This window comes from Bacillus sp. USDA818B3_A (genome assembly GCF_009928415.1).
In the GTDB taxonomy this organism is placed as follows: domain Bacteria; phylum Bacillota; class Bacilli; order Bacillales; family Cytobacillaceae; genus Neobacillus.
Window position 1 is genome coordinate 39,849 of the sequence record NZ_JAABNN010000004.1, and the last position, 15,214, is coordinate 55,062.

The window sequence follows — 15,214 nt, forward strand, 5'->3', positions numbered from 1 at the left end:
AGATATAAGTTTAACTAATGTTCATTAAATAGAACATTAATTCCATGCTTCAATAAACAGATTACTCTAATTTCATAAACCTGGGAGTTATGTTATAAGTTATTAAATGTTATCTATCAAACCACAATACTTTATACCTGTTTTTCATATCTTTAGTTCTTTATTTAGAACGACCAATAAATTTATAATATAATCTGCTTCAATCACTGTCAACATTTTTCAAGCTAACTGTTTATATATTTTCCATTATTTAATTAAAGCTAGTTTCTTCATTAATATTCCTATTTTGAAAAACAAATTGACATAACACGAAATTTGTAGTAAATTTTATAAATAATCTAAATAATGTGTTCTTATCAAGAGAGGTTGAGGGAAGGGCCCTGCGACGCCTCAGCAACCTTCAATGTTTTTTCTCATTGAAAAGGTGCTAAGTCCTGCAAATTTACTAATTTGCAAGATAAGAAGAATGACAAATGTGCTGCCTGCAAAAGTCTTCTTCTTATAAGAAGACTTTTTTTATTTATCTAAAAGCTTTAACACGTAATCGCGTTAGAGTTGAACTTATACTATTTAACTACAAGGAGTGTCCGATATGTACAAAATCGATACAAAACTAGCCCAAATTGGTAACCGCAGCGAAACAACAACGGGAACAGTAAACCCGCCTGTATACTTCTCAACAGCCTTCCGCCATGAGGGAATCGGGCAATCTACCGGGTTTGACTATACACGAACAGGAAATCCAACACGCCAGCTGCTTGAAAAAACGATCGCTGATTTGGAAGGTGCCGATCAAGGATTTGCTACTAGCTCTGGTATGGCAGCTATCCAACTGATCCTAGCATTATTTGAATCTGGTGACGAATGGATCGTGAGTGAAGATCTATATGGCGGAACTTATCGCTTATTAGAAAAAGGCTATAAAAAATGGGGCTTAAAGACTCAATATGTAAATACATGTTGTCCGGAAGATGTTGAGAAAAAAATCACCACGCAAACAAAAGCGATTTTCTTAGAAACACCAACCAATCCGTTGATGCAGGAATCTGATATTGCGGCGATTTCAAAAATTGCAAAGCAGCATGGACTATTGTTAATCGTGGACAATACGTTCTATACACCACTTTTACAACAGCCAATCAGCCTTGGGGCAGATATTGTTATCCATAGCGGCACGAAATACCTTGGAGGTCATAATGACGTCTTAGCCGGCTTAGTTGTAGCAAAAGGAAAAGAGATTTGCGAAGCGCTGGCTTTCCATCATAATGGTGCTGGAGCAGTCTTGAGTCCATTTGACTCTTGGTTATTAATGCGCGGAATGAAGACATTGTCCCTAAGAATGGAACGCCATGAAAAGAATGCAAAGGCCATCGTAGAGTTCTTTTCCCAGCATGATGCTGTAACCGATGTTCTTTACCCAGGCCGCGGCGGAATGGTTTCCTTCAGAATCAAGGACGAAGCATGGGTAAATCCATTCTTACAGAATTTAAATCTAATTAGTTTTGCCGAAAGCTTAGGCGGCACAGAAAGCTTCATTACTTATCCAGCAACTCAGACACATATGGATATCCCAGAAGAGATCCGCATTGCTGCTGGTGTTTGCAATCGTTTATTACGTTTCTCAGTTGGAATTGAAGATTCACAAGATATTATTGAAGATTTACATCACGCATTCGCTAAAGTTCAGGAAGGGGTAATTGCATAATGGCACACGAAGAATTTAGTTTTGAAACCAGACTGCTTCACAACAAACATAAAATTGATCCGGTAACTGGGGCGGTTAGTGTTCCTATTCAGCATGCTTCTACCTTCCATCAATCTGACTTTGATTCGTTTGGTAAGTATGATTATGGCCGCAGTTTAAACCCAACAAGGGAAGCACTGGAAGATGTGATTGCGGAACTTGAGGGCGGTGTGAAAGGATTTGCTTTTGCGTCAGGAATGGCAGCTATTTCAACTGCCTTCCTTCTTCTATCCTCTGGTGACCATATTGTGATTACTGAGGATGTTTACGGCGGTACCTTCCGTATGGTAACCCAAGTTCTTACAAGACTTGGAATTGAGCATACGTTTGTGGATATGACCAATTTAGATGAAGTGAAAGACGCCATTCAGCCGAATACGAAAGCTTTTTATGTGGAAACACCATCCAATCCATTAATGAAAGTAACAGATATCAAAGCGGTCAGTGAGATTGCAAAGGAAATCGGTGCATTAACCTTTGTTGATAACACATTCCTTACTCCATACCACCAGAAGCCATTGCTACTAGGGGCAGATGTCGTGCTTCATAGTGCGACTAAGTTCTTGGCAGGTCATAGTGATGTCGTGGCAGGACTTGCTGTTGTTAAAGATGAAGAGTTGGCTAAAAGACTAGGATTCTTACAAAATAGTTTCGGTGCGATTCTAGGTGTTCAAGATGCATGGCTTGTATTACGTGGAATCAAGACTCTGTCTGTTCGTCTCGAACAATCACAAAAAGCAGCGATTAAAATAGCAGAGTTTTTAGATGTACACCCACTTGTAGAGAAGGTTCATTATCCAGGGCTCGAAAGCCACCCGCAATATGCAATTCAAAAAGAGCAAGCCGATGGTCCAGGAGCAGTTTTATCCTTTGAACTAGCGACTGAAGATGCCCTTCGTACGTTTGTTGCGAATGTGAAAATACCTGTTTTTGCGGTAAGCTTAGGAGCAGTTGAATCGATTCTTTCTTATCCAGCAAAAATGTCTCACGCGGCGATGTCTCGCGAAGACCGCCTGCAACGAGGAATTACCGATGGACTTGTCCGCTTATCGGTTGGTCTTGAAAATCCAGATGACTTGATTAAGGATTTCTCTCAAGCCCTTGAGGAGGTACGTGCAAAACATTTGGTTTTACATCAAGGAGAGTCATAAACAATGAATCTATTAGAAAAATTACAAAATCAAATTTTAATAGCTGATGGTGCGATGGGCACGCTGCTTTATTCATTTGGGTTGGATTCCTGTTCGGAGGAATTAAACATTTCTCAAGCCGAACAAATCCAAAATATCCATCGGGCCTATATTGACGCTGGCGCAGATGTCATTCAAACCCACACCTATGCTGCAAACTATTTAAAGTTGCAGCGGTATGGATTAGAAGACTCGGTAAAGGAAATCAATAGCGCCGCCGTTCGTAATGCAAAAAAAGCTGCCCAATCGAATGCATATGTGCTCGGGACGATTGGCGGCAATCGCGGGATTAAAACGAGTTCCATAACAATAGAAGAATTAAAACGAAGCTTCCGTGAGCAATTATATTGTTTGCTGATGGAAGGTGTCGATGGATTATTGTTTGAGACCTTTTACGACCTAGAAGAACTTGAAACTGTCCTTACGATTGCACGGAAGGAAACCAAGCTGCCAATCATTACTCAGGTTTCCCTTTCCGAACCTGGATTTTTACATGACCGTACTCCTGTGAATGACGCATTAAAAAGGCTGGAAGGTCTTGGCGCCGATGTGGTCGGCCTGAACTGCCGGTTAGGCCCGCACCATATGTTGTTAGCGTTGGAGCAAGTTGAAATTCCGAAGCATAGCTTCCTTTCAGCCTATCCAAATGCCAGTCTTCCAACCTATACAGATGGAAAGTTTCATTATGAAGGTGATGCGGATTATTTTCAGAAATCAGCGCAAAACTTTAGAAATGAAGGCGTACGCTTGCTTGGGGGCTGCTGTGGTACCACGCCCGATCACATTCGCGGTTTTGCGGCAGAGTTAAAGAACAGTATCCCTGTGACTGAAAAAGTTGTAAAATTGCAACAAAAGAAGATTGTTGTCGAATCTGCTCCGAAACGGGAATACACTCCCCTGCAGGAAATCGTTAAAGAACGGCCTTCTGTTATTGTTGAGCTGGATCCTCCTCGGAAGCTGGATACGACTAAATTTTTCGAAGGAGCTAAAGCTCTTAAGGAAGCGGGCATTGATTCGATTACACTAGCAGATAACTCGCTGGCAACCGTTCGAATTTCTAATGAGTCTTTAGGCTATCTTTTAAAAAGTGAATTGGGGATGCGGCCGCTGATTCATCTTGCCTGCCGCGACCGTAATATTATCGGACTTCAATCTCACTTAATGGGCCTTCATACCCTTGGCATGCATGATGTCCTTGCAATTACAGGCGACCCGGCCAGAGTTGGGGATTTCCCTGGTGCCTCTTCTGTTTATGATGTATCCTCATTTGAATTGATTCAAATGATTAAACAGATGAACGAGGGCTTATCCTTCTCCGGTAAAGACCTGGGGCAAAAAACAGCCTTTAGTGTGGCGGGAGCTTTTAATCCGAATGTCCGCTCAGTCGAGAAAGCTGTAAAGCGTTTGGAAAAAAAGATTCAATACGGTGCCGATTATTTCATTTCTCAGCCTGTTTTTTCTGAGGAGAAATTGATTGAAGTCTATGAACATACGAAACATCTAGATGCACCGGTTTATATTGGCCTAATGCCATTAACAGGCAGTAAAAATGCAGAGTTTTTACACAATGAAGTGCCTGGAATCAAGATTGCCGACTCGATTCGCGACCGGATGGCTTCGTTGAATGACAATCCGATTGCAGCCGCTAGAGAAGGCGTGGCGATTACCAAGTCACTCATTGATACTGCATTAGATTTATTCAATGGAATTTATTTAATTACACCATTCCTGCGTTATGAAATGACCGCTGAACTGGCTCTATATGCCAACCAGCGAGCAAGTGAGATTAGGGGGGCCAGCTATGCCGAAAACACCATTTTCTGAACAACTTAAAAAGCGCATCTTAGTCATGGACGGTGCAATGGGTACGATGCTGCAGCAAGCCAATCTTACAGCCGAGGATTTTGGCGGTGAAGAGTACGAGGGCTGTAATGAACACCTTGTTTTAACAGCTCCTTCCGTCATTTCCCGTATTCACCGTGAATACTTAGAGGCTGGTGCAGACATCATTGAAACGAATACGTTCGGGGCAACAAGCCTTGTTTTGGACGAATATGAACTTGGATATAAAGCTTATGAGATTAATAAAATCGCGGCGATGCTTGCTGTCCGGGAAGTGATGAGCGTTTCGACGGATGAATGGCCACGTTATGTAGCAGGATCCATGGGTCCGACTACGAAAACATTAAGTGTCACTGGGGGCACTACCTTCGACGCCCTCTCTGCCACTTATGAGGAGCAGGCGATTGGTTTAATTGACGGCGGCGTTGATTTACTTTTATTAGAAACAAGCCAGGACTTATTGAACGTAAAGGCTGGTTTCGTTGGGATTCAAAGTGCTTTTTCAAAAACAGGCAAAACCTTGCCGATCTTTATTTCAGGTACCATCGAACCGATGGGAACCACATTGGCTGGACAAACGATTGAATCGTTCTTTATTTCTGTTGAACACATGAATCCTATCGCTGTCGGTCTTAACTGTGCGACGGGCCCTGAATTCATGCAGGACCATATTCGTTCACTATCAGGTTTATCAACAGTAGCGGTCAGCTGCTATCCAAATGCCGGCTTGCCTGATGAAGATGGCCACTACCATGAAACACCGGAAATATTGGCGAAGAAGCTGTCCGATTTTGCTGCCCATGGCTGGTTGAATATTGTCGGCGGCTGCTGCGGAACAACACCTGAGCATATCAAGGCGATTGCTGACGCGATGAAGGAATATCAGCCTCGTCCATTCCAATCATCCACAACGCACATGGTGTCAGGGATTGATCCATTTATTTATGATGATCCTACCTTAAGACCGATCATGGTTGGGGAACGGACAAATGTTATTGGTTCTCGGAAGTTCAAACGATTAATTACCGAAGGCAAATTTGAAGAAGCTTCAGAAGTTGCCCGTGCACAGGTAAAGGGCGGCGCCCATGTTATTGATATTTGTCTTGCCGACCCAGATCGTGACGAAATAGTTGATATGGAGAATTTTATAAAAGAAGTTGTTAAAAAAGTAAAAGTGCCGCTTGTCATTGATTCTACTGATGAAAAGGTCATTGAAAGAGCCCTCAAGTATTCCCAAGGGAAAGCGATTATCAATTCGATTAACCTTGAGGATGGAGAAGAGCGCTTTGAAGCGATTGTACCTTTGATTCACCGTTACGGTGCGGCTGTTGTTGTCGGAACGATTGATGAAGAAGGAATGGGTGTTTCAGCTGAACGCAAACTGGCGATTGCCAAACGTTCCCATGACCTGTTAGTCAATAAATATGGGCTAAAGTCACAGGATCTGATTTTTGACCCGCTTGTGTTCCCTGTGGGTACAGGTGATGAACAATATATCGGCTCAGCAAAAGCGACCGTTGATGGAATTCGAATGATTAAAGAAGCCTTGCCAAATGTGCAGACCATCCTTGGAATCAGTAACGTTTCCTTCGGGCTGCCTCCTGTTGGACGGGAAGTGCTGAATTCAGTTTTCCTTTACCATTGTACGCAGGCTGGCTTGGATTATGCGATTGTGAATACCGAAAAGCTTGAGCGGTTTGCTTCCATCTCTAAGGATGAAGTTCAACTAGCGGAAGCTTTGTTATTTGATACAACCGATGAAACATTAGCTACTTTTACTGAGTTTTATCGCGGGAAAAAGAAGGAAGCAAAGACCACTATTCCTAATATGACATTAGAAGAACGCCTTGCCTATTATGTGATTGAGGGCACAAAGGAAGGTCTGCTCCCGGATTTAGAGATAGCCCTTTCTACGTACCCTGCTCCACTTGATATTATTAATGGTCCATTAATGGATGGCATGAAAGAGGTTGGCCGTCTGTTTAATGACAACCAGTTAATTGTGGCGGAGGTTCTGCAAAGTGCCGAAGTGATGAAAGCTTCAGTTTCCTTCCTTGAGCCTCATATGGAAAAAGGCGATGTGTCTGCTTCAAAAGGTAAAGTTATTTTAGCAACCGTTAAAGGTGATGTTCACGATATCGGTAAAAACCTTGTTGATATTATTTTAAGCAATAATGGTTATGATGTTGTCGACTTGGGAATTAAAGTTACTCCAACAGAATTGGTGCAAGCCATTCGTGAAGAGAAGCCTGATATGGTTGGGTTGTCCGGTTTGCTGGTTAAATCAGCACAGCAGATGGTGTTAACTGCCCAAGACATGAAGGAAGCTGGAATTTCTGTGCCGATACTAGTTGGCGGTGCAGCCCTTTCTCGCAAGTTCACTGACACGAGGATTGCCAAGGAATATGATGGCCTAGTTCTTTATGCAAAGGATGCCATGAACGGTCTATCGCTTGCCAACCAATTGCAGTCACCGGAAGAATATCAGAAGCTGTTGGATGATAAAGCAGAAAAGCTGGCGGCATTGGATGTACCAAGGGAATTACCTGCCCGTCCAGCGAGTTCCGTTGCGGTAAAAGTGAAACCGGCGGTGTCAACAGAGGTACCTGTTTTTACACCGATGGATACGAAAAGGCATATTTTAAGATCTTATTCTCTATCTCATATTGAGCCGTATATTAATATGCAAATGTTAATCGGGCATCATCTTGGTTTGAAAGGAAAACTTTCTAAGCTGCTTGCAGAGAAGGATGAAAAGGCCTTAAAAATCAAAGGGACAGTTGATCAATTGTTAGCAGATGCCAGTGCAAATAACTGGATTACACCTGCAGCATCCTATCAATTCTTCCCGGCCCAATCGGACGGTAATAAGGTATTTATCTATGATCCAGAAGATCAAAAGACCATTATTGAAACCTTTGATTTCCCTCGTCAGGAATCCGCACCATTCCTTTGTTTAGCTGACTTTTTAAAGTCGGTTGACAGTGGTGTGATGGATTATGTTGGCTTCTTTACGGTGACAGCTGGCCGAGGCATTCGCCAAAAGGCCGATGAGTTCAAGGCAGAAGGACGTTTTCTTGAAAGTCATGCGCTTCAGTCATTGGCGCTTGAGTCTGCTGAAGGTTTTGCTGAGTTGATTCACCGCCAGATGCGTGATCGCTGGGGCTTCCCGGATCCGCTTGATTTCACGATGCAGGATCGTTTTACGGCGAAATATCAGGGGCAGCGTTTCTCGTTTGGTTACCCGGCATGTCCGGAGTTAGAAGACCAGAAGAAGTTGTTTAAGTTGATTCATCCTGAGGAGATTGGGATTGAGTTGACGGAGGGCTGTATGATGGAGCCGGAGGCATCGGTTTCTGCGATTGTTTTTGCTCATCCTGAGGCTCGGTATTTTAATGTGAATAGATAAGATGTAGTCCGCGGATATTATTTCCGCGGATTTTTTGTGTGTGGATTGGGATGGTGGTGGTGATGCGTGTGTGGTGATGAGGTGATTTCCGCCTGTTTTTGAGTTTTTTCCGCGCATTGTGGAATTTTTCCCGCCTGTTCTTGTTGTATTTCCGCCGAATTATGGAGTAATTCCGCCAAACCTAATTTTCACCCTTTAAAAATTGCGTTTCTTAATGGGATTTCTTTTTGATTGTTGCTGTGAATTCCGCCGATTTTTGCGTTTTTTCCGCGCGACTTAGAATTTATTCCGCCTATTTTTGTTATATTTCCGCCGTTTTCTGGAATAATTCCGCCATTCTTCCCTTTTATTCCGCCTGCCCGTCTTTTATCATAAAAAAAGCCAGATCCGCCGTCAGCACCGCTCGCCCCTTATGTCATACCACCACCCAATTTTTAGCACAACCCTTGACATAAACACCAATATAGAATATATTTACCTAGGTAACTATTAAAAAAGATGGAGCGACTTATGATAACCCACGAACTATTCCATACCCTTCATCAGCTATCAAGACATCTCACCAATACACTTAACGAAGCTCTAAAACCATTAGGATTATATAGTGCCCAGTGGTCCGTTATCTATGTACTCAAAAATAAAGGGTCGCTGACACAAAAAGAACTTTGCGATTACCTATTTGTCGAAGCGCCACCTATGACACGAACCATCCAACGTCTAGTCAAACAAGGCTACGTAACTCAAATACCTGGGAAAGACAAACGAGAAAAATATGTACAATTAACGAATATAGCCCTTCAGGAATACCCAGCCTGGGAACAAATCGTGAATTCGGCCAATCAGGAACTCATGAAAAACTTCCCTCTTGAATCACGAGAACAACTTTTACAATTGCAAAAAAGCTGGTTACAGCAAATTTTATAACAGAGGTGCATCATATGAATAAACCAAAACTTTGGACGAAAAACTTTATTAGTATCTCCTTTAGTAATCTTTTTCTCTTTTTAACCTTTTATGTCTTACTTGTCACCCTTCCCTCATACGCCCTTGACGAATTACATAGCAGTTCTTCAATGGCAGGACTAATGACCACCGTATTTTTACTATCAGCCATCATCTCCCGACCTTTAGCCGGTCAATGGCTTGGGCGAGCTGGCAATAAGAAGGTTCTGCTCACAGCACTCATTCTTTTCGCAGCTGCATCCCTTTTATATTTCTTCCCTAAAACCATTACAGGATTCTTAATTATCCGCCTGTTACATGGAATTGGGTTTGGAATGGCGACAACAGCTGTTGGTACGATTGTAGCCGATATGATTCCTGCCTCCCGCCGCGGTGAGGGAATGGGGTACTTCGCGATGTCAACCAATTTGGCGATGGTTTTTGGTCCATTTATTGGTTTAATGGCCATGCAGCAATGGGGTGCACGTCCATTATTTATCCTTAGTGTCATTGTAGCTTTTTGTTCGTTAGTTACAGGGCTCATTGTGAAACACAACACATTTGAAGAACCTGCACAAACGAAGGCTCAGTCATCGTTTTCGATCAGCAGCCTATTTGAAGTCTCTGCTGTTCCAATTTCTATCGTCGGAAGCTTTATGGCGATTGTGTATTCGGCGCTTTTATCATTTGTATCGATTTATGCAAGTGAAATTCATTTAGAGCACATCGCCAGTATGTTCTTTGTGGTCTATGCGATTGTCTTATTAGCATCAAGACCATTTACAGGCAAGTGGCTGGACCAATATGGCCCTAATGTAATGACTTACCCATGTATCGTTCTTTTTGCCATCGGGATGTTTATCTTGAGTCAAAGCAATGGAGCTGTTACGTTCCTTGTATCAGCAGGTTTGATTGGTATCGGCTGGGGAACCCTTTTCCCAACCTTCCAAACCATTGCGATTCAAGATGCGGAGCCACGAAAAAGAGGATTGGCTACGGCAACGTTCCTATCTATTTATGATACTGGAATTGCGTTAGGTTCCTTTATCGTTGGGGTTATTGCCTCAACGATGGATTATAGTACTTTATATTGCTTCTTCTCCTTCTATATCTTAATCGGCTTAGTGCTTTTTTACTTCCTTCATACGAAGAAGAGCACTGCTGCCAAAGAATCTGCACAACAGCAAACAAAAGTACAGGAAATTTAAGCTTTGAAGTAAATATCAGTTTAAACACAAGAACCATCATTCCCACTTAGGAAATGATGGTTCTTTTTATTTTGCCGCCCCCAGCTGCAAATGTTTTAATAATCTCTGCCTTTCAACATAAAGCTGCTGCGCTTCCTCTACTGACACCATGGAAAAGTGAATAATGGTGCCTGTCACCGCTTGGGCAAGCCTCGCAATGTCTACGGAGATCACTGTGCCGATTCTAGTGTAGCCTCCGGTGGTTTGTCTGTCGGCGAGGAGGATGATGGGCTGGCCGCTGGCGGGGACTTGGATTCCTCCTAATGGAATGGGGTCGGATATGATGTCTGGGCCGCCGATGTGTTCCAGTTTTGGTCCCTTTAGCTGATAGCCCATCCGGTTCGATTGAGGTGTTACTATAAATTCTTCGGAGAAAAAGCGTTGAATACTCTGCTCCGTAAATCTCCCCTCTTGCGGACCTAAAATGACCCTTACCGTGATTTCTTTTGAATAAGAAGGAACTAAATCTGGACGAAGTTTCTTAAAGGGTTTTCTGATCACCGGTCTGCCCTTCAATACATCGCCCTTACTCAATGCCCGTCCCTCATATCCGCCTAGCTTTCCATTTAAGAAGGTAGATTTACTGCCTAACACAAAGGGAACGTCAATGCCACCTCCAATAGCTATTAATGCACGCGCTCCTTGTTGACACGTTCCTATCGTCAAAACCTGGCCCTTTCGCAGCAGGAAGCTTTTCCATAGGGCCACTTCCTCCCCGTCCACTTTCGGACTAAAATCCCCACCGCAAATCGCCACTGCCACATCGCATAATGCCTCCAGTTCCGGTCCAATCATGGCTGCCTCAAGAACGGCTTCACCAGCAGCATTACCCACGAGGATATTTGCGGCATGCATGGAGTAACTATCCATCGCCCCGGATGTGCTAATTCCATATTGCTGGTACCCATATCGTCCTAGATCCTGCACCGATGTTTGCAGCCCCGGTTTTAATACTTTTAAAATGGCACACAATTGGTTCACCAGCTTTTTCTCATCTGGATATTCTCTTGGAGAAAAGCCTTCTTTAATTTGGAGGCAAATTCCAGGGCGTGCGGGTCATCCCCATGAACACAAATAGTATCCGCTTCAATTGCGATATCCGTCCCATCAACGATCTCGACTTTTCCTTCCTTAATCATCCGAATCACTCGGTTAATGGCAAGTTCTGAATCGTGAATCATAGCATTCGGTTCCTTTCGGTGGGTTAACGTTCCATCAGGCTGGTAGGTCCGGTCAGCAAACACTTCTCCAGCGACCTTTAAGCCTCTCTCTTTCCCAGCCATGGCTAGTTTGCTTCCAGCTAGGGCAAATAACACGAGTCCAGGATTCACATCATACACAGCTTGTGTGATCGCATCGGCCATTTCTCGATTCTTTGCTGCCATATTATATAAAGCACCATGAGGCTTTACATGTACTAGATCAGCCCCACACGCCTTACACACAGCTGCTAATGCACCGATTTGATAAATAACGAGATGATGAATCTCGCTAGGAGTCAGCTGCATTTCTCTCCTGCCAAATCCCGCTAAATCTGGGAAGCCGGGATGTGCACCGATTTGAACTCCATATTTTTTGGCAAGTCTTACGGTCTCAAACATCACATTGTGATCACCGCTATGATACCCGCAGGCAATATTTGCAGATGAGATGTATTTTAAAACTTCTTCATCATTTCCAATCTTAAACGCTCCAAAACTTTCACCCAAATCACTATTTAAATCAATCACTCTCATTTGTTTACTCCTTTTTATAGGTCTTTACCTCAAATGCTTTTAAAGCTAGTAATTGCTGGATTTCTTTATACTCCTTGAAATCTACCGAATAAAATTTAATATAATCCCCGGCAGAGAAAAGAAATGGTGACGGACGCTCGATGTCAAAGAGCGGAACGGGTGTGATACCAATAATACGCCAGCCGGATGGTACCTCAGCCGGATAAATGCCTGTTTGATTTCCTCCTATTCCGACCGAGCCTGCCTGCACTTTTGGCCGTGGATGGTCGAGTCTTGGAACCGCAAGACTCGGGGGAAGTCCTCCCAAATAAGGAAAGCCTGGAACAAAACCCATCATATAAATCAGGTATTCCTGGCTCGTATGCAGACGAATCACCGCTTCTTCGCTCAGTTGATGGTAGTTTGCCACATACGTTAAATCAGGACCTGTCGTTCCGCCGTAATAGACAGGAACTTCGTAAACCACTCGTTCCTGTTGTTCCAAATTAGTTTGATGATGATAAATGCTTTTGAGGCTTTCTTCTAATTCATAAAAGTTAATAATCTCAGGTTTATAATAAATGGCAACCGTACAGTAGGAAGGCACAAACTCGACCACGCCTTTTAGATTTGCCTGCTTAACCCTAGAAATGAATTGCTGTATCTCCTTATAGAGCACTTCATTTATTTCATTCCCGAACGAAACACTAACCGCGCTATCTCCCAATAAATGAATCTCAATCATAGCAATCCCCTATTATTCATCGTTGGTTTAAAGTTATCTGCTAGAAGGGTAAAATTCAAGTATTATGGCCCACTTTCCACCCAAAATTTACATTGAAAGCACTTCATTTTACATTAATTTTTAATTGCGATAAGCTAGAATTATTACTAGATATAGGAGGGATCTTAGATGTTTGATGTAGTTGTTATTGGGGCAGGTGCTGCCGGGGCAAGTGCTGCGCTTTTTACTGCCAAGGCAGGAAAGAAAACATTAGTTGTTGATAATGATAAAAGTATGACAAAACGTGCTTGGATTGAAAACCATTATGGAGTGGCGGAAATTACTGGACCAGATCTAATTGATATTGGTAAAAAGCAAGCCGCAAAATTTGGGGCAGAAATAGTAGAAGCTACCGTAACCGATGTTCATAAAAATGAAGAAGGTTTCAAAGTCGTAACCGATCAAAACGAATACCAAGCCAAGCATGTCATTGTGGCAACTGGAGCCTTAACTGCTCTCGCTGAACCTATTGGTCTAAAAACCAAGCCTGGAACAGAACCAAGAATCAAAACTGTCTTGGATGTAGATGCAGCTGGAAAAACAAATATCGATGGAATTTGGGCAGCCGGAACCGTAGCTGGTGTGAGTGTACATACAATCATTACTGCTGGTGACGGTGCGAAAGTGGCGATTAATGTAATTAGTGAAATCAACGGTGAACGCTATGTTGACCATGATGTATTGAAATCTTAATTAAGCTAAGGAGCAATCAAAATGGCTGTTAAAAAGATGGACCATGTTGGCGTATTTGTTAAAGACTTAAATGCATCACTTACCTTTTATCAAGAGGTTGTTGGGATGGAACTAAAGGACCAGTTTACCATTGCTGATGGAGCCCTTACCCTTGCTTTCCTTGGTTTCAACGGTTCGGATGAAACGGAATTAGAATTAGTTCATGGAGGCAATCCAAACCTGCCGGAAGAAGGAAAGGTAAATCACATTGCTTTCTTAGTAGATGATATCGACGAAGAATTTAACCGGTTAAAAGGACTAGAAGTAGCTTTTATTAGCGAAGAAGTGGATACCCTTCCTAACGGGTATCGCAATTTCTTTGTCAATGGCCCTGATGGGGAAAAAGTAGAGTTTTTCAAAAGATAATTTTAGATCCACGAAAAAAGAGGCTTAAGTTAGCCTCTTTTTCGTTAAAAAAATATATTAAAATTTGGCTCTTTGCTTTAAGCGTGCTGTAAGCGGGACAACAATGATTCCCGCGATTACCACTTGCATCACGTTTCCTGGGATGGAACCGAGTGGCTGGACCCAGTTACCGTAGAGGGCCACTTCTGCAAAATAGTAGCCTACTACTTTTATAATCAGTGCAAGGGCAATGGCAAGTGTGCTTACAAGGGCCCGATTACCAGGTACCTTTTCCGTTATAAGACCGACGACAAAGCCCATCAACCCTACGATAACGAAGGTAAATGGTGACCATATCGCCCAGCCTGAGATAATATCGAATAAGCCCATCCCGAAGGCTCCTGCAATCGCCCCTGTTTTTTTACCGTAAACCAAGGCCGCTATAAAAAGTGGTACGTTTCCGAGATGGATTAATCCACCGTTCCCCATGATTGGAAGTCTTAAATTGATGAACATGGTCGCTACTAGAGTTAATGCAATGAAAAGTGCATTAATGACGATAGCCCTAGTTTTAGTTGGTGCTGCATGTGAGTATGTAGAATTCATATGATGACCCCTTTTTTCTTTTTTTTCATAATATCATACTACTTTATCGATGTCGTATATTAGATATTGGAAATATTCAGAATGAGGTGGGGAAATCAAATACGAAAAAACATGATGAATTTGAATCGTAAAAAAGTTCAGAGCCTTAAAGGGTCTGAACTTTTTTACAGTAATACCTGTACCCCACCAGATAGTGTGGGAGTTTCTAAACTTTAAGATCCTTGCCAGCTTCGACGATATGAAACAGCAAATGGGCTAGATGATGAATAGGGCCATATTCCTGCTCTTCCTCTTCATCCTCTTCGTCGCCAATTGTAAGGTCATTTAAAAATAGCGCCATAAACTCATAGAAGTCTTTAAGCTGGAAGGAATAACAGCCGACAGGGTCTTCATTATCCTCTTCATACTGCAATACCATATAAGAAAGATTCCCATCAATGTCTGCCGCATCAAAAAAGACAAAAAAGCCAATATTGGTATCAAGCTCAAATAAATGTCTTGTCCCGCCTTCAGTTGCTGTGTTAAATTCCTCTTGATTTATTTTCTGTACTTGCATGCTGTCCACATTATCTTCTTGGTGAAAACCAACTACAAATGATTCCATGATATCCTCCTTACCTTTTCATCAAAGTCAAACACTGTTAGTAGGATGCCCACT

General features: G+C 42.6%; 13 protein-coding genes and 1 riboswitch. Of the genes, 8 read left to right on the forward strand and 5 right to left on the reverse strand.

Annotation, left to right across the window (positions count from 1 at the left end; translation table 11 throughout):
• Nucleotides 1-350 precede the first annotated feature (350 nt).
• Nucleotides 351-464, forward strand: a riboswitch (SAM riboswitch).
• Between the two features lie 128 nt (nt 465-592).
• From GXK58_RS09935 to GXK58_RS09960, 6 genes are all read left to right on the forward strand, one after another.
• Nucleotides 593-1,705 (forward strand): methionine biosynthesis PLP-dependent protein, encoded by a 1,113-nt coding sequence (locus GXK58_RS09935; protein WP_160722291.1) that lies wholly within the window; start codon nt 593-595, stop codon nt 1,703-1,705.
• A complete protein-coding gene (metC, locus tag GXK58_RS09940; protein ID WP_160722293.1) occupies nt 1,705-2,895 on the forward strand; it encodes a cystathionine beta-lyase in 1,191 nt (396 codons plus the stop codon). The genes GXK58_RS09935 and metC overlap by 1 nt, the downstream gene beginning before the upstream one ends.
• Before the next feature lie 3 nt (nt 2,896-2,898).
• Nucleotides 2,899-4,758: a bifunctional homocysteine S-methyltransferase/methylenetetrahydrofolate reductase gene (locus GXK58_RS09945; protein ID WP_160722295.1), complete on the forward strand. Its 1,860-nt coding sequence runs from the start codon at nt 2,899-2,901 to the stop codon at nt 4,756-4,758.
• Nucleotides 4,736-8,185 carry a methionine synthase gene (gene metH, locus GXK58_RS09950; protein WP_160722297.1) on the forward strand — a complete coding sequence of 1,150 codons (3,450 nt, stop codon included), beginning with the start codon at nt 4,736-4,738 and terminating at the stop codon, nt 8,183-8,185. The genes GXK58_RS09945 and metH overlap by 23 nt, the downstream gene beginning before the upstream one ends.
• Before the next feature lie 510 nt (nt 8,186-8,695).
• Nucleotides 8,696-9,109, forward strand: a complete 414-nt coding sequence (locus GXK58_RS09955) for a MarR family winged helix-turn-helix transcriptional regulator (protein WP_160722299.1) — start codon at nt 8,696-8,698, stop codon at nt 9,107-9,109.
• 14 nt (nt 9,110-9,123) lie between these two features.
• The gene (locus GXK58_RS09960) at nt 9,124-10,335 is read left to right on the forward strand and encodes an MFS transporter (protein ID WP_160722301.1); all 1,212 of its coding nucleotides are present in this window, start codon (nt 9,124-9,126) and stop codon (nt 10,333-10,335) included.
• 66 nt (nt 10,336-10,401) lie between these two features.
• On the opposite strand, the gene GXK58_RS09965 is transcribed toward GXK58_RS09960, so the two are convergent.
• From GXK58_RS09965 to pxpB, 3 genes are read right to left on the reverse strand one after another with little or no spacing between them, the layout of a single operon-like run.
• Complete coding sequence (locus GXK58_RS09965) at nt 10,402-11,355, reverse strand: biotin-dependent carboxyltransferase family protein (protein ID WP_337248172.1); 954 nt, start codon at nt 11,353-11,355, stop codon at nt 10,402-10,404.
• The gene (locus tag GXK58_RS09970; protein WP_160722303.1) at nt 11,352-12,110 is read right to left on the reverse strand and encodes a LamB/YcsF family protein; all 759 of its coding nucleotides are present in this window, start codon (nt 12,108-12,110) and stop codon (nt 11,352-11,354) included. The genes GXK58_RS09965 and GXK58_RS09970 overlap by 4 nt, the downstream gene beginning before the upstream one ends.
• A gap of 4 nt (nt 12,111-12,114) precedes the next feature.
• Nucleotides 12,115-12,834, reverse strand: a complete 720-nt coding sequence (gene pxpB, locus GXK58_RS09975; RefSeq protein ID WP_160722305.1) for a 5-oxoprolinase subunit PxpB — start codon at nt 12,832-12,834, stop codon at nt 12,115-12,117.
• 168 nt (nt 12,835-13,002) lie between these two features.
• Here pxpB and GXK58_RS09980 point away from each other — a divergent pair, with 168 nt between their 5' ends.
• Together GXK58_RS09980 and GXK58_RS09985 are read left to right on the forward strand one after the other, a co-directional pair.
• Complete coding sequence (locus tag GXK58_RS09980) at nt 13,003-13,566, forward strand: FAD-dependent oxidoreductase (protein ID WP_160722307.1); 564 nt, start codon at nt 13,003-13,005, stop codon at nt 13,564-13,566.
• Between the two features lie 21 nt (nt 13,567-13,587).
• Nucleotides 13,588-13,971, forward strand: a complete 384-nt coding sequence (locus tag GXK58_RS09985; RefSeq protein ID WP_160722309.1) for a VOC family protein — start codon at nt 13,588-13,590, stop codon at nt 13,969-13,971.
• A 57-nt stretch (nt 13,972-14,028) separates the two neighbouring features.
• Here the strand turns inward: GXK58_RS09985 and GXK58_RS09990 are convergent, their stop codons facing one another.
• Together GXK58_RS09990 and GXK58_RS09995 are read right to left on the reverse strand one after the other, a co-directional pair.
• Complete coding sequence (locus GXK58_RS09990) at nt 14,029-14,556, reverse strand: ECF transporter S component (RefSeq protein WP_160722311.1); 528 nt, start codon at nt 14,554-14,556, stop codon at nt 14,029-14,031.
• A gap of 205 nt (nt 14,557-14,761) precedes the next feature.
• On the reverse strand, nt 14,762-15,160 hold the full coding sequence (locus GXK58_RS09995; RefSeq protein WP_160722313.1) for a cytosolic protein: 399 nt from the start codon (nt 15,158-15,160) through the stop codon (nt 14,762-14,764).
• Nucleotides 15,161-15,214 lie beyond the last annotated feature (54 nt).